26 protein-coding genes and 1 pseudogene are annotated in these 24,286 nt (G+C 40.9%); 1 reads left to right on the top strand and 26 read right to left on the bottom strand.

All coding sequences use genetic code 11. The features are described from left to right. Positions 1-40 precede the first annotated feature (40 nt). From G3O09_RS05665 to G3O09_RS05675, 3 genes are read right to left on the bottom strand one after another with little or no spacing between them, the layout of a single operon-like run. The gene (locus tag G3O09_RS05665; RefSeq protein WP_163100509.1) at positions 41-991 is read right to left on the bottom strand and encodes a Gfo/Idh/MocA family protein; all 951 of its coding nucleotides are present in this window, start codon (positions 989-991) and stop codon (positions 41-43) included. Next, positions 988-2,094 carry a DegT/DnrJ/EryC1/StrS family aminotransferase gene (locus G3O09_RS05670; protein ID WP_163100510.1) on the bottom strand — a complete coding sequence of 369 codons (1,107 nt, stop codon included), beginning with the start codon at positions 2,092-2,094 and terminating at the stop codon, positions 988-990. The genes G3O09_RS05665 and G3O09_RS05670 overlap by 4 nt, the downstream gene beginning before the upstream one ends. Beyond that, positions 2,091-2,810: an N-acetyltransferase gene (locus tag G3O09_RS05675; RefSeq protein ID WP_163100511.1), complete on the bottom strand. Its 720-nt coding sequence runs from the start codon at positions 2,808-2,810 to the stop codon at positions 2,091-2,093. The genes G3O09_RS05670 and G3O09_RS05675 overlap by 4 nt, the downstream gene beginning before the upstream one ends. A 337-nt stretch (positions 2,811-3,147) precedes the next feature. Between G3O09_RS05675 and G3O09_RS05680 the strand changes: the two genes are divergently transcribed. Continuing rightward, positions 3,148-4,425: a nucleotide sugar dehydrogenase gene (locus G3O09_RS05680; RefSeq protein WP_163100512.1), complete on the top strand. Its 1,278-nt coding sequence runs from the start codon at positions 3,148-3,150 to the stop codon at positions 4,423-4,425. A gap of 17 nt (positions 4,426-4,442) precedes the next feature. Here the strand turns inward: G3O09_RS05680 and G3O09_RS05685 are convergent, their stop codons facing one another. The 23 genes and pseudogenes from G3O09_RS05685 to G3O09_RS05780 all read right to left on the bottom strand — a co-directional run bounded on the left by G3O09_RS05685 (position 4,443) and on the right by G3O09_RS05780 (position 23,627). After that, positions 4,443-5,570, bottom strand: a complete 1,128-nt coding sequence (locus tag G3O09_RS05685; RefSeq protein WP_163100513.1) for a glycosyltransferase — start codon at positions 5,568-5,570, stop codon at positions 4,443-4,445. Positions 5,571-5,647: 77 nt separating this feature from the next. Further along, positions 5,648-7,360 carry a glycosyltransferase family 4 protein gene (locus G3O09_RS05690; protein WP_163100514.1) on the bottom strand — a complete coding sequence of 571 codons (1,713 nt, stop codon included), beginning with the start codon at positions 7,358-7,360 and terminating at the stop codon, positions 5,648-5,650. A gap of 125 nt (positions 7,361-7,485) precedes the next feature. Beyond that, entirely contained in the window at positions 7,486-7,743 is a 258-nt protein-coding gene (locus G3O09_RS22880; RefSeq protein WP_338048404.1) for a hypothetical protein, read from the bottom strand. A gap of 226 nt (positions 7,744-7,969) precedes the next feature. Beyond that, complete coding sequence (locus tag G3O09_RS22420) at positions 7,970-8,842, bottom strand: hypothetical protein (RefSeq protein WP_240338357.1); 873 nt, start codon at positions 8,840-8,842, stop codon at positions 7,970-7,972. A 636-nt stretch (positions 8,843-9,478) separates the two neighbouring features. Beyond that, positions 9,479-9,652, bottom strand: a complete 174-nt coding sequence (locus G3O09_RS05700; protein WP_240338350.1) for a zinc ribbon domain-containing protein — start codon at positions 9,650-9,652, stop codon at positions 9,479-9,481. A 26-nt stretch (positions 9,653-9,678) separates the two neighbouring features. Next, entirely contained in the window at positions 9,679-9,876 is a 198-nt protein-coding gene (locus G3O09_RS05705) for a hypothetical protein (protein WP_163100515.1), read from the bottom strand. An 85-nt stretch (positions 9,877-9,961) separates the two neighbouring features. After that, a pseudogene (locus G3O09_RS05710) lies at positions 9,962-10,186 on the bottom strand (homogentisate 1,2-dioxygenase); the annotation flags it as partial. Between the two features lie 19 nt (positions 10,187-10,205). Then, entirely contained in the window at positions 10,206-10,730 is a 525-nt protein-coding gene (locus G3O09_RS05715; RefSeq protein WP_205439615.1) for a hypothetical protein, read from the bottom strand. Continuing rightward, on the bottom strand, positions 10,727-10,855 hold the full coding sequence (locus G3O09_RS22720) for a hypothetical protein (RefSeq protein WP_275898297.1): 129 nt from the start codon (positions 10,853-10,855) through the stop codon (positions 10,727-10,729). The genes G3O09_RS05715 and G3O09_RS22720 overlap by 4 nt, the downstream gene beginning before the upstream one ends. A gap of 108 nt (positions 10,856-10,963) precedes the next feature. After that, on the bottom strand, positions 10,964-11,260 hold the full coding sequence (locus G3O09_RS22430; RefSeq protein WP_240338358.1) for a hypothetical protein: 297 nt from the start codon (positions 11,258-11,260) through the stop codon (positions 10,964-10,966). 268 nt (positions 11,261-11,528) lie between these two features. Next, the gene (locus G3O09_RS05725; protein ID WP_163100516.1) at positions 11,529-11,801 is read right to left on the bottom strand and encodes a zinc ribbon domain-containing protein; all 273 of its coding nucleotides are present in this window, start codon (positions 11,799-11,801) and stop codon (positions 11,529-11,531) included. Between the two features lie 26 nt (positions 11,802-11,827). Then, complete coding sequence (locus G3O09_RS22150) at positions 11,828-12,025, bottom strand: hypothetical protein (RefSeq protein ID WP_205439611.1); 198 nt, start codon at positions 12,023-12,025, stop codon at positions 11,828-11,830. A gap of 85 nt (positions 12,026-12,110) precedes the next feature. After that, on the bottom strand, positions 12,111-13,259 hold the full coding sequence (locus tag G3O09_RS05730; RefSeq protein WP_163100517.1) for a homogentisate 1,2-dioxygenase: 1,149 nt from the start codon (positions 13,257-13,259) through the stop codon (positions 12,111-12,113). A 4-nt stretch (positions 13,260-13,263) separates the two neighbouring features. After that, positions 13,264-14,193: a fumarylacetoacetate hydrolase family protein gene (locus tag G3O09_RS05735; protein WP_163100518.1), complete on the bottom strand. Its 930-nt coding sequence runs from the start codon at positions 14,191-14,193 to the stop codon at positions 13,264-13,266. Between the two features lie 7 nt (positions 14,194-14,200). Next, positions 14,201-14,821 (bottom strand): flavin reductase family protein, encoded by a 621-nt coding sequence (locus tag G3O09_RS05740; RefSeq protein ID WP_163100519.1) that lies wholly within the window; start codon positions 14,819-14,821, stop codon positions 14,201-14,203. 3 nt (positions 14,822-14,824) lie between these two features. After that, the gene (gene hisC / locus G3O09_RS05745; protein WP_163100520.1) at positions 14,825-15,931 is read right to left on the bottom strand and encodes a histidinol-phosphate transaminase; all 1,107 of its coding nucleotides are present in this window, start codon (positions 15,929-15,931) and stop codon (positions 14,825-14,827) included. 66 nt (positions 15,932-15,997) lie between these two features. After that, on the bottom strand, positions 15,998-17,113 hold the full coding sequence (gene hppD / locus G3O09_RS05750) for a 4-hydroxyphenylpyruvate dioxygenase (RefSeq protein WP_163100521.1): 1,116 nt from the start codon (positions 17,111-17,113) through the stop codon (positions 15,998-16,000). A gap of 94 nt (positions 17,114-17,207) precedes the next feature. Beyond that, positions 17,208-18,638: a dihydrolipoyl dehydrogenase gene (gene lpdA / locus G3O09_RS05755; RefSeq protein ID WP_163100522.1), complete on the bottom strand. Its 1,431-nt coding sequence runs from the start codon at positions 18,636-18,638 to the stop codon at positions 17,208-17,210. Beyond that, positions 18,638-19,864: a dihydrolipoamide acetyltransferase family protein gene (locus tag G3O09_RS05760; RefSeq protein ID WP_163100609.1), complete on the bottom strand. Its 1,227-nt coding sequence runs from the start codon at positions 19,862-19,864 to the stop codon at positions 18,638-18,640. The genes lpdA and G3O09_RS05760 overlap by 1 nt, the downstream gene beginning before the upstream one ends. A gap of 14 nt (positions 19,865-19,878) precedes the next feature. Continuing rightward, positions 19,879-20,874, bottom strand: coding sequence for an alpha-ketoacid dehydrogenase subunit beta (locus G3O09_RS05765; RefSeq protein WP_163100523.1), 996 nt, complete (start codon positions 20,872-20,874; stop codon positions 19,879-19,881). Continuing rightward, entirely contained in the window at positions 20,871-21,941 is a 1,071-nt protein-coding gene (gene pdhA / locus G3O09_RS05770; RefSeq protein ID WP_163100524.1) for a pyruvate dehydrogenase (acetyl-transferring) E1 component subunit alpha, read from the bottom strand. Before pdhA ends, G3O09_RS05765 begins: the two co-directional genes overlap by 4 nt. A gap of 18 nt (positions 21,942-21,959) precedes the next feature. After that, positions 21,960-23,099 (bottom strand): Leu/Phe/Val dehydrogenase, encoded by a 1,140-nt coding sequence (locus G3O09_RS05775; RefSeq protein ID WP_275898298.1) that lies wholly within the window; start codon positions 23,097-23,099, stop codon positions 21,960-21,962. A gap of 147 nt (positions 23,100-23,246) precedes the next feature. Then, positions 23,247-23,627 carry a thioesterase family protein gene (locus G3O09_RS05780; RefSeq protein ID WP_163100525.1) on the bottom strand — a complete coding sequence of 127 codons (381 nt, stop codon included), beginning with the start codon at positions 23,625-23,627 and terminating at the stop codon, positions 23,247-23,249. Between the last annotated feature and the right edge of the window lie 659 nt (positions 23,628-24,286).

The raw sequence follows: 24,286 nt of genomic DNA on the forward strand, positions 1-24,286 counted from the left end.
CTATGCGGGGATTTTTCTTTTATGCCTGACGGATTTTAATTCAATTGTTCTTTTTAAGAAAACCCTTAATTTTCAAGGCCGCTTCAACTGCCGCAGCTCCTTCTTCAACCCCGATGATTGGCTGCTTTTTCTTCCTTATGCAATCGACAAAGTGTTCCAGCTCCTCAAGCAGCGGATCCAAAATGGGTGTTGCCAAAATGCTTATTTCCGATTCAATTTCAAATGGTTGACCGGCAGCGCCTGTTCGATTCCGGACGATTTTTTGCCTCCTGGTCAAATAGTCCGTTTTGATTACTTTCTCCTTTTCCAGAATGGTCAGTGTTCTTTCCTTCTCATGTGATGCATAGCTTGCTGTTACGGAAGCTATTACTCCATTTTCGAATGAAAGCAATGCTGTGACAGTTTCAAAATGATTTGTTTCCGAACCGCAGACCCCTTCTGCAGAAGCACGGGCAATAGGGCTTTTCACGATATCTAAAATAATATCAAGATCGTGAATCATCACGTCCAAAATGACGTCACTGTCCTGAATCCTGTTTGAAAGGCCCACCCTTTTTGCTTCAATGCTGATTATTTTTTCCCTGTCAATGCACTTAGCCAGCTGCTGAACAGCCGGATTAAATCTCTCAATGTGCCCTACCTGAAAGATTAGATCCTGACCCTTGAGCAGTCCCTTGATGTGGTTGGCTTCCTCCATGGAAACGGTAATAGGCTTTTCTACTAAAATATGCCTTTGTGCCTTGATGGCTTCTTCGACAAGCAGGAAATGAAGCTTTGTCGGTGCAGCTATTACGACTGCATCTACATTCTCCAACAACTCCTGGTAGCTTTTAAACGCAGTAACACCCAGTTTCCTGCTGATCTCTTCGGCTCTTTTCAAATCTTTATCGAATACCCCAACAAAATCCACATTTTTCATCTGCTTCAGTTTCGAGCAATGATAAGTCCCCATTTTCCCTGTACCGACAACTCCAATACGGATCAGGTTCATGTTGAAGCACCTGCATATTCTTTAACCATAGAGATAATAAATTGCTGATCCGAGACTGTCATGGTTGGATTAATGGGAAGGGCCAGGATATTTTTCGCTGCAGCTTCCGAAACAGGAAAATCGCCTCGCTTATAGTTCAGATGGCTAAATGCTTTTTGTAAATGAAGAGGGATTGGGTAATAGATTCCCGTCGCTATTCCTCTTTCATTTAAAAAGGCAGAAAGCTCATCGCGAGCAGGGGTTTCAATGCAATATTGATGAAAGGTATGAAGCTTGTCATTGTAAGACGGCGGAGTTTTCAGCACACCCTGGAGTTCAAGGGTATAGGTGCTGGCTATTAACATCCGCTTAAATAAAAACATATCCAAAAGACTTAGCTTTTCAATTAAAATGGCAGCCTGAATTTCGTCTAGTCTGCTATTCACCCCTACATAGGAGTGAATATATCTTTCTTTACTGCCATGATTCCGCAGCTCGCATAAACGCTCATATAGCGTTTGGTCATTTGTAACAGTGATTCCCGCATCCCCAAATGCACCAAGATTTTTAGAAGGAAAAAAGGAAAAACAGCCGATATCTCCCAGCGTACCCACCTTTGTTCCTTCATGCTCTGTCCCTATAGCCTGACAGGCATCCTCAATCACCTTTAGTTTGTTTTCTGAGGCAATCTTCATGATGGCATCCATATCAGCCGACTTTCCGAACAAATGCACCACGATGATTGCTTTTGTTTTTTTCGAAATGGCAGCTTCTATTTTTCGGGGATCCATATTATAAGTATCGGGTTCTATATCGACAAAAACAGGTGTGGCTCCTACTCGTGCAATCATTTCTCCAGTCGCAAAAAAAGTGAATGGTGTGGTGATCACTTCATCGCCGGCACCAATTTCCAGGGCCTCAAGAGCCAGTAGCAGGGCATCTGTCCCATTTGCAACTCCAGCGGCATAATGACAGCCTAAATAACCCGACAAATCCTGTTCGAATCGCCTCCCTTTCTCACCTAGGATATAAGAACCGCTTTCAAGCACCTCCAGGACAGATTTCTTTATCTCATTTCCATATAATTCGTATTCCTTTTTTAAATCCACCATCGGAATCTTCATGAGATTTTACCCCCATCAGCTTCAGCATGAGGAGTTAATTTTTTGGCAGGGACACCTGCGAAGGTCGCATTCGCGGCAGCATCCTTCGTCAAAACGGACCCAGCGCCTACTATGGCATTTTCCCCGACGGTTACCCCTGGAAGCAAAGATGCATTATTGCCGATTTTCGCTCCCTTTTTTATGTGCGGACCCTTTAAAGTGAACTCCCTCGCACCCATGTATTTATCATTGGACATCGATACACATGGACCAAGGAATACATCATCCTCTAAGATCGAATCTCCCGTGACATAGGCAAGTGTTTGAATGGTCACATTCTTCCCTATCCATGTATTCAGCTCCACCATTGCTCCTCTGCCGATCACCGAGCCGCTGCCTACCAGGGCATTATCCCTGATACCGGCATGATCACCGATAAAAACATTCTCATGGATTTCGGTATTAGCGTAAATCGTTACCAGGTTGCCAATCCGTGTATTGGATTCAATGCGCAATGGTTTTAAGGATTGCTCAGATTTCCTCATTTTTTTATTTCCTGCAGGCTTTACCCCTAACACACAATTCGCTCCAATGGAAACGTGATCGCCAATAATTGTGCCCTCTAATATCACTGAGTTATGGCCAATCGTAACATTCTCTCCAATAGTGACATTCTTTTCAATGACAACGTTTTGCCCCAGAACCACGCTATCAGGAATTGAGCTATGAACACTCATGTAAATCCCTCTTTTCTGAACATACTTTATCTCTATCCGCATCTCTAAAATGCCTCATATTAAGCTATGAAAAGATTTGAAAAAAGTTAAAGTTTATTGTTTTTTTATCTAAATGGGCATTTACGGACTCTGATTTAAGGGCCCTCATGTAACACTCCAACCGGTACACCTCCATCCTTCACTGCATAAAATAAAAAGTGATGTCAATCTCTTGATATTTAAAGCTAATTACTTTGTTAATGTTCGATTTTTAGCGGAATCAATCAGCAAGTGTGACAGCGCCAATTTAACAAAGGCTTTATCAGCGCTGAATAAGTGGTCTAAAGGGGATATGCGTATGAAAAATATAGCGGTTGTGGGATTAGGAAAAATCGGGCTTACACTCGCCGCGGTTTTTGCTAATAGTGGTCATTACCGTGTGTTTGGAGCAGATATTAATGAAGAGGTTGTAAAAACAGTGAATAAAGGAATTTCCCATGTCAGCAAGGAACCAGGACTGGAAGAACTGTTGGAAGAAGCACATAAAAGGCAAACGTTAATAGCCACAACCCGCACCTCTGAAGCTGTATCCAATGCTGAAATTGTTGTTGTAATTGTTCCAGTTTTAGTAAATGAACAGAATGAAGTGTATTATCACTATATCGATTCAGCAGTAGAGGAAATCGGCAAAGGAGTCAAAAAAGGAACGTTAGTCATCTTTGAAACCACGCTGCCAACCGGGGATACACGAAACCGTTTTGGTAAAAGAATTGAACAAATCTCCGGCTTAAAAATGGGAACTGATTTTTATTTAGGCTATAGCCCGGAAAGGGTTTATTCCAACCGCATCATTGCAGACCTTGCAAACTACCCTAAAGTGATCGGCGGCCTTGATGAGAAAAGCCTCCAGCTGGCGACTGAGTTTTACCAGAAGGCGCTCAAATGTGATGTTCTGCAAGTAAGCAGCCTGGAAACAGCGGAGTTTACCAAGGTGGCGGAAAGTGTCTACCGTGATGTCAATATTGCCCTGGTAAATGAATTAGCTGTCTATGCGGATCGATTAAGCGTAAACATTAAAGAGGTCATTAAAGCAGCAAACAGCGAGCCATTCTCCCACCTACATTCACCAGGCGTCGGAGTAGGTGGCCACTGCATTCCTGTCTACCCTTATTTTTTCATTAATAATGGCTTAGAGAAAGGACTGGTCACATTATCAAGAAAAATAAATGATATGATGGCGAACTATGCAGTACAGGCAATCGAGGATGCGGCCGGTTCCCTTAATCAGCAAAATGTCTTGATTCTCGGCATTGCATTCAGGGAAAACGTCAAAGAACACACAAAATCTTCTACCCTGTTGCTTATCAAGGAATTACAGTTAAGGGGCGCCAATGTTTATGTGGATGATCCACTATACACAGATGGAGAAATTTCATCATTTGGTGTCAAGCCCTTTACAAAAGAAAACGCAAATGAAATAGGAGTAATCGTCCTTCAAGCATTCCATGATGAGTATAAAAACTTCGACTTCAAACGTTTTTCCAATTGCAAATTCATCCTGGATGGGAGAAATGTCCTTGATAAAAAAGAAATCGAGGGTTTGGGAATTAGCTATAAAGGGATTGGAGTAAACTAAGGATGATAAAAACCCCCTCAAGAAGGGGGTTTTTTGTATTTATTCATCTGTTTATCAATGACATTCAAGCTTTTCAGCATACCTAATGATTTAATATTTTGTACCGGCGAACGGTAGGAAGGATCTATTTCCAATGCCTTAAGGAAATGGCGGTACGCCTGATCATATTTTTTTTGAAAAAGCAGCGCTTCTCCTAAATAATTTTCATCCAAATGATTCCGGTTCTTTATTTTGCCAAAATGATTTACAGCCCTCTGATAATCCTTTTCGAAAATCCCCTTCATCGCTTCATAAAAAATCCGCTCCCGCTCTGTCTTAATGAATGGTATCGCCTCATAAAACAGAGAGTAGGCTTCATTCATCATCCAGCGTCTCGAAAGTGCGAGCCCGGCAATTAATTTTGCTGCAAATAACTTTTGATAATCGGATTCCATCATCGGATTGACCTCTTTCAGGCTTTTTTCGAGCTGTTCATCGTTTATATTTATTTTTACATGTCGCGATAAGATCTCCTGATTTCTTTGATTGGTCACATTCGTTTGATGCCTTCTATATAAATACAATGGTTCAGCGACATGGTATGGTATCCACTTCCGTTCGGCCACCTTTACCATATAGTCTGTATCAGAACCTACTTTTATCGTTTCATCGTAAAGAATCCCTTCTACTGCTTCTTTTCTGAAAAGGATACTTGCATTGTTGAAAGGGGTGCCTACGTTTAAAAAGAAAGAATAAATATCATCAGGAGCAATATTGAAGGATTGCCAGTAGCCGAAGGGTGATCCCGTTTCCGAGATTAACAACATATCTGAATGAGTATAGCCAATGCTATCGTCACCAAACCCTTCCAGCAATCTCTCAAAACGGTTTCGCAAAGAAAGGTCATCGGCGCCATGAAAGGTGATGAAATCGCCTTGAGCCTTTGATAAACCTACATTAAATGCTGAAGCAACTCCTTTATTTTCTTGCTTGAAATAGCGGATTCGTTCATCTTCAATGGATATTATGATTTCTTCGCTGCGGTCTGCAGAACCATCATTTATAATGATTATCTCTAAATCTCTTACTGTTTGATTCAATAAGCTTCCGATTGTTTCCTTTATGAATTTCTCCCCATTATATACAGGTAAAATAACACTTATCATTCAAACACCCCATCAATAGAAAAAGAGTTTATTGCCATGCCTGCTGTCCTCAATAATGGTGCCAGGACTTTTTCATATTATGTGTGCAGCTTCTGAACATCGAAGAAAAACTCGGGGCAAGAAGTTGCTTCACCCAATACTCTGATAAATTCCTGCTTTGACTTTTTGATTTCTTCATCTTCGTAAACCATCATTTCCAATAAATAAAAATCTGCGTTATGAGGATATTGGCTTCTTAAATGATTCAATCTTTTCTTTGCCTCCTGCTTCCTCTGCAATCTCAGCAAAGTCAGGATCAGCCATCGGGCAGCTGCTTCTTTTTCTTTCCCGTTTGTCTGTTCATATGAATGCTGGAATTCTTCCAGTGCTTTTTCGTACTCCTTTGATAAAAACGAACCATATCCAGGAAAATTAAACAGCTCCAGCTTATTTAACGGCTTAATAGGCGCAAAACAATGCTCTGTTAACCCTTCCCCGCCATTTTTCCGATGCGCAATAACTTCCCACCTGGCTAACAGCGGAATTTTTTCAACATCATAAATGACCGGCACTTTTATCAAATTCGCCTTCGTGGCCTTCAAAAGCTTTTTAAATTTCGCATAGTCCTCTTTCCTAAAAAAATCCTTTGGTTGCACAACAATTTCCCAATCTTCATTTCCCTCCTGATTGTTACAGATTTTATGTGAAGCAATCATTCTATAATATTCATAAATATCATTAATGATCGTTTCCCACCTGTATAGTTTTGCTGTGGACAATCCATTTTTGATCAAATCCTTTTTTATGGACTGATTTAAAAAAACCTCTGCGATTTTAGCAGCCATATCATCAGGGTCTTTCATCTTGCATATATAGGCATTTTTCCGGTGAACGGCATACTCCAGAGAACCGCGGTTGTCAGTAGTTACAACAGGACAGCCGCAAGCCATCGCCTCCAATGGAGGAAGCGGGAAGTTTTCATAAGAAGACCCGCATACATACAACGCTGCACCACGATACAAATTGCTGATTGTTTTTTGGGACGGATTGACAAAAACCCTGGTAACTCTGGCTTTTAGCTTTTCAGTTGGTTGTTCTGGGGTAATCCAATACAAATCCATATCCAGTTCTTTTTTTATTTTTTCGTAGGCTGCAATAATATCAGGTATGCCCTTAAATGCGGAGCTTTCCCCTCCAACCATCAGTAAATACGGACGCTCTCCAATCACCTTTTCCCCTTCAGCTGAAAAAACGGTCTCATCTACAGCATTAGGATAACATTGTGCTTCCCTGCCGTAGATTTTTGTAATTAATTCAGAGGCCTGGTTAGAAACAGTATAGATAAATGGAACAATTTCAAATTGCATTTGAATGAAATTTTTCAATGTAAAATTCATTGTTTCATAATCGAAGAGATGGAAATCACCCTGCTCAAAATAAACGACAGGGGCAATCCCTGTTTCAATGCTTGCCTGGATATGATCCCAGTAAGTAGCCACAATAAGATCGCAATCAGGGATTCCTTTAGCAAGCTCCAAATCAAACGAAACCTGGATATATTCCGCCTCAATCGGGAACCATGACGGCTGTGGGAAGTGGGATACCAGCGTTACCTTCGCACCCGCTTTTTTTAATCTGTTGGCATGCTCAAATATGACCTTCACGCCGCCGCAAATGCCTACATGAGTCATTGCGTAGACTACATGAAGATTTTCTATCATTTTGTTCGATTTAGATAAAAGTTGTTTAGCTGTAAAGGGTATTCGCTTCAACCTATTATTAAATTCTTTTGTTCGAAGTTCTTGTATCAATAACATACACCTACATTCATTCCACAATATTTTGGATTATCACCGTATTTTATGAAAGAAAATAATTTAAGTGAGAATTTTAAAAGGCACAGAAACAAACAATGTTCCTATGCCCTCTATCTAACTTATACTACATCATTGTCTAATTGAACAATTGTCATTGCAGTACTATCAATTGGTGTACCTGCCACCTCAATGCGTATATGAACTGTAGAAGAACCTATATTTCTAAGTGAAAGTACTCCACCAGCTTGAACTTGTACCATTACTTCCCCGTTAACCTGGAATCTTGATACGTTTCCATCATTATTATCCTCTAGACTCACTCTTGTTCCAAATCTACTACCTGGTATTGGTGCACCATTTAAGTGTAATGCAAACACTCCGCTTACATCATTTGTTGCAGGTGTATTATTAAAAATAACATTGTAGTTAACAAGATAGACGCCTGCATTTACAACAGTTATTGAGGAGTCAGCATTTCTTATGAAATCACCTGGTGTACATTCTCCTGTTTGATTAAACGGAACATTTCCTGCTGGAGGAACATTAACTGTTGTTGTTGCAGAGAAATAGTATACATTACAATATCTTGGAAGACATACACATTCACCTGTTGGTCCTGTTGGTCCTGTTGGTCCTGTCGGTCCCGTCGGTCCTGTTGGTCCCGTTGGTCCTGTTGGCCCTGTTGGTCCTGTCGGTCCTGTCGGTCCTGTTGGTCCTGTTGGTCCTGTTGGTCCTGTTGGTCCTGTTGGTCCTGTCGGTCCTGTTGGCCCTGTCGGTCCTGTTGGTCCTGTTGGTCCTGTTGGTCCTGTTGGTCCTGTTGGTCCTGTTGGTCCTGTTGGTCCTGTTGGTCCTGTCGGTCCTGTCGGTCCTGTTGGTCCTGTCGGTCCTGTTGGTCCCGTTGGTCCTGTCGGTCCTGTCGGTCCTGTTGGTCCTGTCGGTCCTGTTGGTCCTGTTGGTCCTGTCGGCCCTGTTGGTCCTGTCGGTCCTGTTGGTCCTGTCGGTCCTGTCGGTCCCGTTGGTCCTGTTGGTCCCGTCGGTCCTGTTGGTCCTGTTGGCCCCGTTGGTCCTGTTGGTCCCGTCGGCCCCGTTGGTCCTGTCGGTCCTGTTGGTCCTGTTGGCCCCGTTGGTCCTGTTGGTCCCGTCGGCCCCGTTGGTCCTGTCGGTCCTGTTGGTCCCGTCGTTCCAGTCGGTCCCGTTGGTCCTGTTGGTCCTGTTGGTCCCGTCGGCCCCGTTGGTCCTGTTGGTCCTGTTGGTCCTGTTGGTCCCGTTGGTCCTGTTGGTCCCGTTGGCCCTGTTGGTCCCGTTGGCCCTGTTGGTCCCGTTGGTCCTGTCGGTCCTGTTGGCCCTGTTGGTCCCGTTGGTCCTGTTGGTCCCGTTGGTCCTGTTGGTCCTGTTGGCCCTGTTGGTCCTCTTAGTCCTGCTGGTCCTGTTGGCCCCGTTGGTCCTGGTGGACAAATTGGACAAATTGGAGGACAACAACAAGAACAACTGGAAATACAATTGCATTTTTTAGAAAAACAATCAAAATCATCGTCATGCAATCTAATTACTGTCAAGTCTAATTCACCTCATTTCAAGTTTTTGCAAGAATGTCATATTATGTCTCTATAATTTTTGTAGGTTATTAGTAGATTTAATAATAGAAACACCAACATCCCTGTATTTAATTTATGGAATTTTATTAGTAAGTGTCTCGGCAATAATACTATTTCAAAAAAATTTTTACATTGGTTAACAATATTAATAAGGCATAAAATGGTTCTTATTCTAGACAATTTCATTGTATTTTTAAATAATTTCTTCTTGTTGAGATTAATAGAATCATATCCTTAACTTTGATACGGAGTACTAGCCATCTAATATATGTGTTAAAGGGAAATAAGTGATATACTTCAATTAAAATGCACGATTGTCCCAGAGATGTACCTTTCATAATTTATAGTATTTTGCTTCCTTTAATAAAAATAGGGCAAAAACAGATAGAGCCACCGATTTTATTCGGTGGCTCTATCACTTATTCAAGACTTAATTTTCCCATCGCTTAAGCTTGGGAATGTTCCTCGTAAAAAATTCCCCTAGAAATCTAGGCATACCAAACTCCACAATTTTATCTTATACAAGTTTTTTCATTTCATGGACAGTAATGTTTGGTTGGACAAACTCGCCATTCACATAACAATGACTGCAATACATTTCACTTTTATGTCCGTTTTTTTCTGTTCCCCCACCATTTTCATCTCTCGATAATGGCATACCACAGCTTTGGCAATTCTTATTTTTTTTCAAAACTCTTCCACCTTTTAACACTATGATTAATTATTTAATTCAATTTTACCACTTACATTATTACTAATATGATGGTTTAAATACACACTTAAAGCCGGCAATACTAGAAAGGTAAACGAAATAATCCCTTCTGTCCAACAGTCTTTTAAAAATAATTGCATGGTAACAAAGCTAAAACCAAGAACTACAAGAAATGAAAGAATGGAAATAATCCCCTTAACCAATATAATACACCTCTTTCGCATTAAGTAGTCTATGTATATGTCTGCACTATAAAAAAGAGAAGTGCCACTGCACTCCCCTCCATAATCATTCCAACCATGTATACATATAATTCGTATCTTCGATATCTTTTGCTTTTTTCACAGTTTTTAGTGGTTTGAAAGTATCGATCATGACCGCAAGCTCAAGGGTCTCTTTTTTGCCGATGCTTGCTTCTGTTTTACTTGGGTGTAACGTGATGGAACCTTCTTTAAATCCTTTACGGCTCATAAAGTTTCCTTTAACGTAATATAGAAGCTCATCACTGTTTAGTCAGTTTAATTTAACTTATTTATGCGGGTGGGAGTGTAAAAGGAAATTCTTGAACTGTTGTTATATCACAAAGACTTAATATCCATACTGCACCTGGTGCAGTACTACTATTATTTTGGGTAAATCTTGCTACACCTTGACCAATATCAGCTGCAGATCGAATAAATACATTTTGTAAATTATTAAAATGTGGAGAATTTGTATCAACATCGATTGCCACACCAGTTAAACCTGATAAAAATTCTCTCATTCCCTCTTCACAACAATCACAGTTTTCAACAGCTTGAGGGAGAGTTACAGTATTTAAACTTGTTAAATTTGTACCTGAGGTAGCATGGATTCCAACTACGTTACAAATAGGGAAAGCGGCATTCCTACGAGATTGCCCCCCTCCAGGAACAGTCCCTACAACAATAGTATCGTTTACAATGACTTGAGGTATAAAATTGTTATCACCACTTCCTGGGCCAGTTTGATCGATAGTTCCAATTTCTATTTCAATTTCTCCTGGTAGATTAATTAAAGATTGTAATACAGCCCTCATTCCTTCTGTACAGCAGTCACAAGTTGGACAATCACATTCTCCCGTTGCTCCTGTTGCACCCTGCGCTCCTGTTGCTCCTGTTGCTCCTGTTGCTCCGGCTGGTCCTTTTGGGCCTTCTGGTCCACTTGGTCCTTCTGGCCCTTTTGGTCCTTCCGGTCCTCTTGGCCCTTCCGGTCCTCTTGATCCTTCCGGACCTTCTGATCCAGTTTTACCTCTTTTTCCTTTTTTTCCTCTTAAACAACATACACACTCCTTCTTTTTATGATGGCATTTTTCACAGCAGTCATGATCAACATGTTTGCATTTGTGTTTCTTGCAATCTCTTTCGCCACATACAACGCAGCAGTCATGATAGACATGTTTGCATTTGTGTTTCTTGCAAACTTTTTCGCCACATACATCGCAGCAGTCATGATGTTTTTTCCCCATGCTATATACAATTCTCCTTTAAAAAGAACTGAAACTCCTAATAAAATGGAAAAGAAAAAGGGCCCACTTTTTGCTTTTTTTCTAGACCAAATCACTTCCATATAGCCCCCTCCAATCGGAGAACTAAAGTAAGAGGATCCTTGTTCTTTTAGAAAATAATTTTAATGCTACAGATATTTTATGTTAAGGCATATATAATGCATGGGGTTTTGTCTATTGCCGCACACTTTTTTAGTACAAATCCCCATAATTCTTAAGAATCTAGCTGTTTAATTAGTTAAGATAGCTAAAAACCTCTCTCTAAAAATATGAAAGAGCCACCGAATTGAAATTCGGTGGCTCTTCTATGTTAAAATCTAAACCGCTTTATTATGACAAAGAGCTATTTTCCCATCGTTTTAGTTTATGAATGTTTCTGGTAAACAATTTCGCAAGGAATCTAGGCATTCCAAATTCCACAATTTTGTCTTCTACTAGTTTCTTCATTTCATGGACAGTTATATTCGGTTGTACAAATTCCCCATTCACATAACAATGACTGCAAAATAATTCAATTTTTTTACCGTTTTTTTCAGTTCCACCACCATTTTCATCTCTTGATAATGGCATACCACAGCTTTGGCAATTCTTATTTTTTTTCAAAACACGTCCACCTTTTAACACTATGATTAATTATTTAATTCTATTTTACCACTTACATTATTACTAATATGATGGTTTAAATACACACTTAAAGCAGGCAATACTAGAAAGGTAAACGAAATTATCCCTTCTGTCCAATAATCTTTTAAAAATAATTGCATGGTAACAAAGCTAAAACCAAGAACTACAAGAAATGATAGAATGGAAATAATACCCTTAACCAATATAACTCACCTCTTTCGCTTTAAGTAGTCTATGTATATGTCTGTACCATAAAAAAGAGAAGTGCCACTGCACTCCTCTCCCTAATCATTCCAACCATGTATACATATAATTCGTATCTTCGATATCTTTTGCTTTTTTCACAGTTTTAAGTGGTTTGAACGTATCAATCATGACCGCAAGCTCAAGAGTCTCTTTTTTACCAATGCTTGCTTCTGTTTTACCTGGGTGTGGTCCATGTGGAATCCCACTTGGGTGTAACGTGATGGAACCTTCTTTAACTCCTTTACGGCTCATAAAGTTTCCTTTAACGTAATAAAGAAGCTCATCACTGTTGACATTGCTATGATAGTATGGGGCAGGAATTGATTCTGGATGATAATCATACAGCCTAGGAACAAACGAACAAACGACAAAGTTATGAGCTTCGAACGTTTGATGAACCGGTGGTGGCTGATGCACACGTCCTGTAATTGGTTCAAAATCTGCAATATTAAAGACCCACGGATACAAATATCCGTCCCACCCTACCACGTCCATTGGATGGTGGTTTAGGGTATGCTTATGCATGTAGCCTCTTGACTTGGTCAAAACGACGTGCTCACCTTTTACCGAATGTGTCACAAGCTCTTCAGGTCCTCGTATGTCCCGCTCACAAAACGGGCTATGTTCCAGCAACTGGCCGTATTCATTTCGGTAGCGTCTTGGAGTCGTAATTTGACTGAACGCTTCTACGACTAAAATCTTGGTCTCATCGGTTGGAATAAGTTTATAAATCGTTCCAATCGGAATGACTACATAATCACCAGGATGGTACGTGATTGTTCCGAACATCGTTTCAATTTTACCAGTTCCGTAATGAACAAACAGCATTTCATCTCCATCGCCATTCCGGTAATAATCGTCCATTGGCTTATCTGCATGAATGATTCCGATCAACAAGTCGCTATTTCCTAAAATATATTCTCTAGCGCTCAGTGCATCTCCTTTATGGGTAATGTCCGTCGTATAAAAATGACGGTGATTCAACGATTCCATCTCTTCATACTCTGGTAAATATGAACCTAACAGATCTGATTTCGCTACCTCTGTCGGCATGAAATGGTGATAAAGGATGGACTGAGTTCCAGAGAATCCTTTCGTCCCCATCACCTGCTCACGAAACAAGCTTCCGTCATCTTTTTTGAACATCGTATGTCTTTTATGCGGGATTTTCCCTAATTGACGATAAAACATTGCTTCACCTTCTTCCTTCCACAATCGTATTTTTCAACGTGCCAAGACCCTCTATCGAAAATTCGACTTCATCGCCCGGCTCCAGCCAACGATGGACCTCCGTCCCAAGCTCTAAAATGCAGCCCGTTCCCACAGTTCCAGACCCGATGACTTCACCTGGATACAAAGTGACCCCTTTTGATGCCCGTTCAATCATCTCTCCAAACGAATAATATATGTCTTTCAAGTTTCCTTTAGATAACAGCTTGCCGTTTACTGTCGCTCTCATTTCTAAATCGTACACTTCATCATGTCGATACAATTCTAGTTCTTCCTTTGATACCAGGTATGGACCAAAGGAAGTGGCAAAGTCTTTCCCTTTCGCAGGTCCAAGACCAACCTTCATTTCTTCCCGTTGAATGTCCCTGGCACTCCAATCATTCATGATAAAGTAGCCAAAAATATAATCCTCTGCGTCACTTGCAGTGATGTCTCTCCCTTGCTTTCCAATCACACAGGCAATTTCCAGCTCATAATCCAACCACTTGCATCCAGGCGGTCGTTCAATCTCTTCATCCGGACCTTTTACCGCCAAGTGATTAGTAAAATAAAATACAGGAAAGTCATACCACTCTGGAATGACATCGAGTCCCCTTCGGCTACGGGAAGTTTTCACATGCTGTTCAAACGCATAGAAATCGCGGATACTGACTGGCCTAGGTAGGGGAGCCAACAGAGTCACATCAGTTAGTGAGTGAACACCTTTGCACACTTGATCAAAAACAGGAAGTTCTTCAATGATCAAAGTATTCTGTTCATAGTCTTCAAGAAACGCCTGTAAAGTGGATGGAAGCTTTCCGTTACTTACAACATTCATATCCACAACTAAACTATTTTCTTGAAGCCATCCAGCTGAAACTTTTCCTTCTCTGGTTTGAAAGGTTACATATTTCATAGAATCCTCACCTTGGCAATGTTTTTCTAGTAATTTCGAATGTATCCGTAAGAGGTTTGGTATAAGCTTGACCTGCCAATCGCCCAATCGGATTTAATCCGACTGAATTTATTCGGCCTCCTTCAAACAATTCATCATCAACATGAACATGCTTGACTCTACCAATCACCAAACTCCCTGAACCAGCATGTTCACCAAAATGAAGAACTTGATGCAGCTCACATTCCAAATGGACTTTGCTTTCCTTGACACGATAAGGTGCGACAGATGCACTTTTTTCCTTAGTCAGTCCAGCTTGATCGAATTCATCAACATCTGAATCAAATTCAGTTGCACATTCATTCATTTGTTCTGCAATTTCTTCACTGACGATATTGATGACAAATTCCTTTGTGTTTTCAATGTTCACTAATGTATCCTTTTTCGCTCCATCAGTTCCCCTTCTCATCGGAGAAAAACATACCATCATTGGATCAGCAGAAATGGCTGTGAAAAAGCTGAACGGTGCTAGATTACTAACTCCCTGTTCATCAATGGACGAAACAAAGGCGATAGGACGAGGTAAAATTGAACCTACTATCAGTTTGTAGGCATCTCTCCAAGCTAGTGTTTCTGGTTGTACTTCCATGTTTTATTCCACCTTCCTCGATAGAATCTCGTTTAATGCCGTTCTAAAAGCCTCATTATCCTCACTTGTTCCAAGTGTCACCCTGAACATGGAAGGGTAACCCAATAAATGACCAGAACGAACGACAAACCCTTTTTTCAACAATTCACTAGAAACGAGTTCTCCCGAAGTCTTGGTATCGACCATGATAAAATTCGTTTGTGATGGGAAGTATGGTAAATCCATCCCTGAAAAGGCAAGCTGCATTTTATTCCGCTCTTCTTCATTAAGTTTAGTACAAGAGATAATGAATCCTTGATCCTCTAATGCTGCAAGGGCAGAGATTTGTGCGAGTCCGTTAGCATTAAACACTTCTTTTACTTTTAATAGCTCACCTACTAAGGCAGGGTGGGCAATTCCATAGCCAATCCTTAGACTTGCCAAACCATAAATCTTAGAAAAAGTTCGTAAGATTACGAGATTGGGATGCTGTTTTAATAGCGGGATCGACTCTAGATAGTCCTCACTTGTTACATACTCAAAGTACGCCTCATCTAGAACAATCAAGACTTGTTCAGGAATGGACTGTATAAAATGAAGAAGCTCATCTTTTCCAACAATCGTGCCGGTCGGATTATTTGGATTACACACAAAGACCATCTTCGTACGTGGAGTGATGGATTCCAGCATATTATTCAAATCGTGTACACCATCCACAAGAGGAACGATAACTGGCTTTCCACCTTCAATCAACACATTCGTTTTATATCGAGGAAACGTCACATCTCCCATAACCGCTTCATCTTCAGGACTAATATATGTACGAGTCAGTACGCGGATTAATTCATCCGAACCATTTCCTAAAATAAATTGATTCGCATCCAATCCATAAAACTCTGCTAATTTTAAACGTAAATCCCGTACCGCTCCGTCAGGATACAGATGAAGATTATCCAATGAACCAAGAATGATTTGTTTAACGAGTGGCGAGGTGCCGTACACATTTTCATTCTCAGACATCTTCCGTATGTGTGTTAATCCTAACTCTTTCTTAACGTCCTCTAACGATTGACCCAGAACATAAGGAGCGATTGTTTCTACTTGCGTTCTTGTTCGAATTGGAAAAGTCATATTCTTAATGCCCCGCTTTCTATGTACAAAAGAGGGAGAACATAGCCCCCCTCTTTCTCTGATCTATTACAGATTTCCTCGTAATGCTTGCTCACGCTCAATCGATTCAAATAGAGCTTTGAAGTTTCCATCTCCGAAACCTTTTGCACCTTTTCGCTGAATGATTTCAATGAATACCGTTGGTCGGTCCATGATAGGCCTAGTGAAAATTTGCAGCAAGTATCCTTCATCGTCACCGTCAACTAGGATATTCAGCTCTTTTAATTTTTCGATTTCTTCATCGATATTTTTCACACGCTCACTTAACGTATCATAATAAGTGGAAGGTGTTTTCAGGAATTCGACCCCATTCTTTTTCAGTGCCGCTACAGTGGATACTATATCCTCTGTTAAAATCGCTAAATGCTGAACCCCAGGACCATTGAAGAAGTCAAGGTATTCCTGGATTTGTGATTTGCGTTTCCCTTCTGCAGGCTCATTGATTGGGAATTTAATGCGTCCGCCATTGTGCATAACCTTAGACATTAAGGAGGAATATTCTGTACTGATATCAGCATTTGTAAAATGTCTCATTTCCTTAAAGCCCATGACTTTTTCATAATAGCTGACCCACTCATCCATCCTTTCTACGTTTCCTACTACATGGTCAATACCGACGATGCCTGTATCGACCGTTGGGATTGTTGAGCTTTTAGCTTTAAATCCTGGCATGAATACACCAGTATAATTTTTACGTTCTACTAATGTGTGGATGGTGTCGCCGTATGTACCAATTACAGCTTTTTTGACAACACCATGCTCATCCGAAACTTCATGTGGAGGTTGGATTTCAATTGCACCGCGAGCTACAGCTTCAGCATACGCCTTATCCACATCATTCATCGTTAAAGCAATGTCTCGAACGCCATCTCCATGTTTCTTCACGAACTGTGCCACACGTGATGAATCATTCAGGGAACCTGTGATTACCAGACGGACTTTTCTTTGTTGCAGAACGTAAGAAACCGTTTCACGATTTCCTGTTTCCAACCCAGAATAAGCAACAATATTAAAACCGAAAGCCGTACAGAAATAGTGGGCTGATTGCTTTGCATTACCAGAGTAAATCTCTAAATAATCCACATCTTGAACCGGAAAAAAATCTGTTACTTGATCTTGAGAAGACACTACTTTTTCTTTCATTACTGTTCCCCCTAAAATTATTGTACTATTCTGACTTCATTATAAAGATTGATCTACGTTCCTATCAAGAATGCCAAGTAAAGCTCTAACGCTATTACGTACTAAAGTGATGTTCTTTTTGCTTAGATGGTGGCAAGTGTACGGCTTTTCCTCGCAATGCTTCTACCGCTTCTAAAACACTCTCATTGATACTCGGATGTGGATAATGAATGAATTCGAGGTCTTCTGTTCTTGCTACCATTTCTAAGGCAAGGACTGAACATGATATTAACTCTACGGCTCCTTGCCCAATCATATGAACTCCTAACACAAGATTGCTAGAAGCATCACTGATGACCTTTACCAGTCCATCCTTTTCCCCTAGTAAACTTGCATAACCGTTACCACCTAAACTGAATTCAGCAACTTGAATGTCTTTCACATGCTGTCGTGCCTGCTCTTCGGTCATCCCGACAAATGCCATAGGTGGCTTCATGTGAATAACAGTCGGAATAAAAGTTTGGTCACTTTCAGATAGAATACCGGCGATGGATTCCGCTGCCACTTTCCCCTGCTTGATCGCTTTTACGGCTAAGGTCGGGCCCTCTGTCACATCACCCACCGCGTAAATCGTAGGCTTGGAAGTACGACCCGTAGAATCGGTTAAGATGAACCCTTCGTTCGTAGTTTTCACTCCTATCCGACTCAGACCTAAGTCTTCAGTATTCGGGATCACTTTTCCTGAAAGATATAGATGTGTTGCTTCAATCTTTTGATCACCAAATTGAATGGATAGCTTTCCATCAAGTTGGTCTACATTCCCTATTGATGTCCCTTTAATAACCTGGATTTTCTTCTTCTTCAATTGACGCCTTAACTCCTTATTAATGGAGGAATCAAAAGAAAAATCACTTCTTTCTTCCGGGAAGATTAGAGTGATTTCCGAACCTAATAGGTTAAATGAACTCGCTACTTCCAAAGCGATATAGTCGTCTCCATAAATGACTAGTTTTTCAGGAAGCTCTCCCAATGAATAAATGGATAACCCATCTAGTATTCTTTTATGATCCACTTGGATGAAGTTTGGATGATCATTCCGGCTACCTGTTGCGATGATTGCATGTTTAAATCGGTAAACAGTAAAAGCAAGATCATTTTCTACCCCAATTCGATCATCCGAGATAAAAGAAGCTGTTCCATTGATAATTTCTACAGAGTTAGCCTTCAATAAAGATTGTATGCCTTGTTTAAGCGAGTTAATCCGCTCTTTTTTTTCTGCATGTAATAGTGATATATCAAATTCAACCTGTTCAACCCGAAGTCCAAATTTTCCGGCTTGCTTAAAATCGTCCATTTTTTTCGCACTGACCGAGAAGACTTTTGAAGGGATACATCCTTTATTCAAACAAACTCCGCCTAGTGCTTCTTTTTCAATCAACGTAACAGACAACCCAAGCTGAGCTGCCCGAATGGCAGCATGATAGCCACCTGGACCTCCCCCAATAATAACTACATCTCTTTCTTCAGCAATTTCTCCAACTACCATTACATCAACTCCACAAAGATTAGCGTTGGGTTCTCGATAAGCAGTGCAAATCGGTTAGTAAATTGAACTGCGGTTGCTCCGTCTACGACACGATGATCATATGACATCGAAATATTCATCATCGATCGAACAACGATTTCATCCTTTTCATTCACGACAGGTCTCTTTTTCGTTTTATGGAACGCCATCAATCCCACTTCTGGCGGGTTAATTATCGGAGTAGCCCCGATACTGCCTCCTAATGGACCGACATTACTAATCGTAAAGGTGCTTCCTGTGCATTCATTCACTTTTAATTGACCAGCTATTGCTTTATCGGTGAGATTCTTCATTTCCTCATGAAGGGATTTAAGCGATTTTTGCTCGACATGCCTTAAAACCGGAACGATTAACCCTTCAGAAGTGTCCGTTGCAATTCCGATATGAATCGCATCATGTAGGTGGATAATCTCATTTTCTTCATCAATAGATGCGTTGAAAATCGGGAACTCTTTTAAACAGATCGTTAATGCCTTCATAAAAAAGACAGTCGCCGAGATTGATTTTCCTTGTGCCTTCAGTAACTCTCGTAAAGCAATCAGCTCAGTTACATCAATTTCTTCAAAGTGAGTGCAATGAGGTATGGTATAAAGTGACTGTGCCATTTTTTTACCGATTTGTTTTCGTCGGCCTTTGTATGGTATGGATTTGGATGGAACGGTTTCTTGAGTTGGTATAGTTGTAACCTCCATTACAACAGGCTCAACCTTTGCTCCTTTAATAAAAGAGTACACATCTTCGTCGGTAATTCTCCCAGCCGGACCAGTCCCTATGACATCTTCAATCTGTATCCCATTTTCTCGAGCAATTTTTCGAGTGTATGGTGAGGCCATGATTCGTTTATAAGAAGGGCGATCCATTTCGGGACTGAACTCTATGTTTCTATTTAATTCATTTATTTTTCTATCTGAATCATTTATTAGATTTATTTGACTTGGTTTAGAAGTATTCTTTTGCTCAGATTCTAAGATGAGGACTGTCGTTCCAACAGGAATCGTAGAACCAATTCGGACCTTTAGCTCTTTTACGATTCCTGAATAAGGTGAAGGTATTTCTGCGGTCATTTTGTCAGTTTGAACCTCTACAAGGGGATCATCGGCTTTTACATAATCCCCAGGTTTTACGAAGAAATGATTTATATCAGCTTCCGTCATTCCTTCACCAATATCATGAAGCTTTACTTCAATCATGGTTCCCCTCCTTAAAACTTCATCACTTTTTTCACTGCATGTATTACACGTTCAGGAGTTGGTAAATAAAAATCTTCGTATCCAAAGTATGGAACCGGCGTATCAAACCCTGAAACTTTTTCAACCGGCGCTTTTTGATACAAAAATGAAGTTTCATTAATCACAGAGAGAATATCATTTGCGACACTACTGGTGGGATGGGCCTCTTGAACAATGACGGTACGTCCCGTTTTTTGGACAGATTCCGCTATCATTTCTTCGTCTAAAGGATACAGAGTCCGTAAGTCAATTACATCACATTGGATTCCCATTTCCGATAATTGCTTAGATGCATTCATCACAATTGGAACCATCGCTCCCCAAGCAATCAGAGTCAGGTCATCACCCTCTTGAAGCTTCTTCCCTTTTCCGATTTCCACTTTATAATTCCCTTCTGGAATTAACTCTTTGGTAGAACGATAGCAACGCATAGGCTCTAAAAATAAAACAGGATCTGGATCTTCAATCGCGGCTATCATCAAGCCTTTTGCATCATATGGATTGGACGGGCAAACTACTTTAATCCCTGGCATATGAGTGAAAAGGGCTTCTGTACTGTCACAATGGATTTCCGGAGCACGGACACCTGCCCCATATGGAGCCCTGATGACCATCGGAACGGTATAATGACCTAAAGTTCGTGAACGGAGTCTTACAGCATGTGTCATGATTTGCTCGTAAGCAGGATATATAAATCCCAAGAATTGAATCTCAACCACCGGCTTCAATCCATTGGCCGCCATCCCGATTGCTGCTCCGACAAATCCAGCTTCACTTAAAGGGGTATCAATGACACGATCTTCGCCAAACTCCTCTTGAAGGCCATCTGTTGCTCGGAATACCCCACCGTTTTTCCCAATGTCCTCTCCTAAAAGAAGCACATGTTCATCTTCTTTCAATTTGACTCTCATCCCATCAGTAATCGCTGATACAAGCGTCAATGGCTTTGTCTTTTCCGCTAATCTCATGATTCATCTCCTCTCAACACATGGAGAAGCTCTCGTTTTTGTTTTTCAATCGAATTTGTTGGCTTTTCAAACACAAAATCAAAAATGACAGCAGGGTCAGGCTTTGGATATTGCTCCATTTCGTCAACTGCCCTATTGATTTCAATTTCCGCTTCGGCAGCAACCTGTTTCGCCCAAGCCTCATCAAACCAGCCATTATTTTTCATGCAACGCTCTAGACGTAAAATCGGATCGGTTTCTTCACGGCGCATGCTACTCTCGTTTTGATCACGGTACTTCGTCGGATCATCCGCAGTCGTGTGTGCACCGTATCTCCATGTCACCGCTTCAATTAAAGTCGGACCATCTCCATTTCGAGCCCTCTCTAGTGCGTTTAGCATTTCTACATACACGGCAAAGATGTCGTTTCCATCAATACGGACCCCTGGAATATTATAAGCCAATGCTTTTTGGGCAATGGTTTTTGTATTCATCTGCTTGGATATTGGAACCGAAATCGCGAATTGATTGTTTTGATTAAAGAACACGACCGGCGCTTTGAACACGCTGGCAAAATTTAATCCCTCGTGAAAATCACCTTCGGATGTAGCTCCATCTCCAAAATAAGCAATGGCCGCATTCTTCGTCCCTTTTCTTTTTTCAGCAAAAGCCGCACCAGCTGCATGAGGTAGCTGTGTGGCAATCGGAATGCCAGGTGGAAATATGTTTAAACCTTCAGGTGGCACGTTTCCATCATTGCGCCCATTCCAAAACAAAAGTACATTCCGCAGTGAGTGGCCGAAAGTAATGGTTGCCCCATGATCCCGATACGTAGGGAACATCCAGTCTCCTTTGCCTAGCGCAAGAGCACTTCCAACTTGTGAAGCTTCCTGCCCTTCAAAAGGAGCATACGTGCCTATCCTCCCTTGTCTTTGTAAGCTGATTCCTTTTCGGTCGAATGTGCGAATCCGGATCATATGCTGATAAAATTCTTTCGTCCGGTCTTCAGTTAACAGCTCTCGATGCTCATCACTGATCCAATTCCCTTGAGGATCGAGTAGCTGTTTAATCGGAAATTGCTTCTCCATTTTGACCCTCCTCTCATTTTAATTTCGTACCGACCATTTAGGTCTCTTCGCATGCGAAAAGAAACTGTTTCTACGAACGCGTGATTTCATTCTTTGCTCACAGAAAAGGTTTGCCGCTTCCACTGTCGTGATGCCGTTTGCACTCGCTTTTTCATAAATATTTAATAACGAATCATAAATCGCTTTTGTTTGTTTTAGGACACGCTGTTTATTTGGCTCATAAAGCTCATCCGCCACTTGAATCAATCCACCTGCATTGACAATGTAATCCGGTGCATATAGAATCCCTTTATCCTTCAGCATTTGTCCATGGCGCAACTCCAACAGCTGGTTATTCGCCGAACCAACGACTGCCGCAACCTTGAGCTGTTCAATCGTTGCATCATTCAAAATTCCACCAAGCGCACAAGGAACGAACACATCTGCTTCCGCAGCATAAATTTCGTCTCCACTCACAACCTTGACTGCCACACCCATCTCTTTTCCTTTCGCTTGAATGGCTTCAATCGCAGCGACGTTAATGTCTGCCACATATAGGTCAGCACCTGCTGACATTAGTTGTTCCGCCACTTTCGCGCCAACTTTACCTAACCCTTGTATCGCATATGTTTTACCGAATAAATCTTCCGTTCCCCAAATCACTTTATTCGTCGCTTGAATGCCGTATATAACTCCTTGGGCAGTTGGAATTGAAGAATCGCCGCTTCCACCATATTCCTCATCCACACCCACAATACAATTCGTTTCTTTCAATGCATGTATGAAATCTTCAGGACTCGTCCCCATATCGGTCCCTGTATAAAAACGTCCGTTTAAAGACTCGACAAATTGACCGAAGGCACGGAATAATTCAGGGCTTTTATCTGTTTTCGGGTCGCCAATGATGACAGCTTTCCCACCGCCGAAATCAACATCGGCCGCTGCACATTTATAGGTCATCCCTTTTGAAAGTCTTAGTACATCCTCTAGTGCATCCTCCACGCTTGCATACGGCTGCATTCTACAGCCACCTAGAGCTGGACCAAGCGAAGTGTTATGTATAGCAATAATAGCCTTTAACCCTGTTTCTTCATCATTACAAAAAACAACCTGTTCATGACCCTTAATCTTTTCAAACATATCCAACTTCATTTCCCCCTTTTGACCAACTAAACCCATTACGAAATCCCCCATCTATATAAATGTATTCTAGCAATCTGTCTTTTCACGATGATCTAAGCAAAAAATTTGGTATTACTATATTACAAATCTTATTTTTCACATTGCGACCTATTCCGACAAAAAGTAAACGCTTACATTTCTATTCTAATAAAATGATTGGATAGTCTTTTTTGGCAGTATTGCCTGCCGCACATTCCCTATAGCAATTTTGACTTCTCCACATTTCACTTCAACCTCAGTTACTACTGAACGATGACTGGACTCGATGACTTTAGCAGAAAAAAGCAAGTTTGATCCTTCTTTCGCCGGTGACAAATGCTTCACACTAACCTCTGCCCCCATACCTTCCTCATGCTCCTCCAAAAAAGGTAAAATGACTTTTCTTGACACCCACTCCATATGATGCACAAGTGAAACAGTCGAGTACAAAGGATGAACCACTTTCTCATTAAAACTCGCAAACATGTCAGAGGTGACAACAACTTTCAACGTTTCTACATACCCAATTTCCAAGCCAGGCTTCAAGCACCCACCTCAATTCACTATACAATAATATATAACGTTTATTTAACGATATGTTATCATTTTGTATAATAAATCGTCAATAAATTGTCAATATTCTCACTTTATTTAAATTCTGCTTGGGTGGAAATACGTTTGACTTCATATTCATCAATTCAATATTTTCAATCTAGCTGGATTTCCAAGGGTGTTAAATTACCTTTTCTAACCACTTTTTATCCTTCACTCCGCCTCCGAAATCCTCCCTCACTTATCATCACCTGCTTGTTTCCAAGTTTAATAGCGTCGCCATTTATCCACGACTAAACCCATTTATCCTTCACTCACCCCCGGATATCCTGCACTTTCGAAGGTTTTACCCTTCACTTTTGAAAATTTATCCTTCACTTTTTACGAATTCTTTAAATTTATCCTTCATTTGTCCTTCGATATCCACTTTTTATTCATTTTATCCTCCACTTAGATTACGTTATCGGTCACTTTGCCCAGATTTCAAACACTCCACCTCTTATAACTCTCACTCTTCACACCTGCTGGATTCCAAGTTTAATAGCGCCGCCATTTTATCCACGACTAAACCCATTTATCCTTCACTCACCCCCGGATATCCTGCACTTTCGAAGGTTTTACCCTTCACTTTTGAAAATTTATCCTTCACTTTT

This window comes from Peribacillus alkalitolerans (genome assembly GCF_010882125.1).
GTDB lineage: Bacteria > Bacillota > Bacilli > Bacillales > DSM-1321 > Bacillus_BN > Bacillus_BN alkalitolerans.

Excerpts from the sequence above, each read along its gene's own strand:
- G3O09_RS05665 (WP_163100509.1), bottom strand. The coding sequence starts at position 991 with ATGAACCTGATCCGTATTGGAGTTGTCGGTACAGGGAAAATGGGGACT.
- G3O09_RS05670 (WP_163100510.1), bottom strand. The coding sequence starts at position 2,094 with ATGAAGATTCCGATGGTGGATTTAAAAAAGGAATACGAATTATATGGA.
- G3O09_RS05675 (WP_163100511.1), bottom strand. The coding sequence starts at position 2,810 with ATGAGTGTTCATAGCTCAATTCCTGATAGCGTGGTTCTGGGGCAAAAC.
- G3O09_RS05680 (WP_163100512.1), top strand. The coding sequence starts at position 3,148 with ATGAAAAATATAGCGGTTGTGGGATTAGGAAAAATCGGGCTTACACTC.
- G3O09_RS05685 (WP_163100513.1), bottom strand. The coding sequence starts at position 5,570 with ATGATAAGTGTTATTTTACCTGTATATAATGGGGAGAAATTCATAAAG.
- G3O09_RS05715 (WP_205439615.1), bottom strand. The coding sequence starts at position 10,730 with ATGAGGGCTGTATTACAATCTTTAATTAATCTACCAGGAGAAATTGAA.
- G3O09_RS22430 (WP_240338358.1), bottom strand. The coding sequence starts at position 11,260 with ATGGAAGTGATTTGGTCTAGAAAAAAAGCAAAAAGTGGGCCCTTTTTC.
- G3O09_RS05730 (WP_163100517.1), bottom strand. The coding sequence starts at position 13,259 with ATGTTTTATCGTCAATTAGGGAAAATCCCGCATAAAAGACATACGATG.
- G3O09_RS05735 (WP_163100518.1), bottom strand. The coding sequence starts at position 14,193 with ATGAAATATGTAACCTTTCAAACCAGAGAAGGAAAAGTTTCAGCTGGA.
- G3O09_RS05740 (WP_163100519.1), bottom strand. The coding sequence starts at position 14,821 with ATGGAAGTACAACCAGAAACACTAGCTTGGAGAGATGCCTACAAACTG.
- hisC (WP_163100520.1), bottom strand. The coding sequence starts at position 15,931 with ATGACTTTTCCAATTCGAACAAGAACGCAAGTAGAAACAATCGCTCCT.
- hppD (WP_163100521.1), bottom strand. The coding sequence starts at position 17,113 with ATGAAAGAAAAAGTAGTGTCTTCTCAAGATCAAGTAACAGATTTTTTT.
- lpdA (WP_163100522.1), bottom strand. The coding sequence starts at position 18,638 with ATGGTAGTTGGAGAAATTGCTGAAGAAAGAGATGTAGTTATTATTGGG.
- G3O09_RS05765 (WP_163100523.1), bottom strand. The coding sequence starts at position 20,874 with ATGAGATTAGCGGAAAAGACAAAGCCATTGACGCTTGTATCAGCGATT.
- pdhA (WP_163100524.1), bottom strand. The coding sequence starts at position 21,941 with ATGGAGAAGCAATTTCCGATTAAACAGCTACTCGATCCTCAAGGGAAT.
- G3O09_RS05775 (WP_275898298.1), bottom strand. The coding sequence starts at position 23,099 with ATGGGTTTAGTTGGTCAAAAGGGGGAAATGAAGTTGGATATGTTTGAA.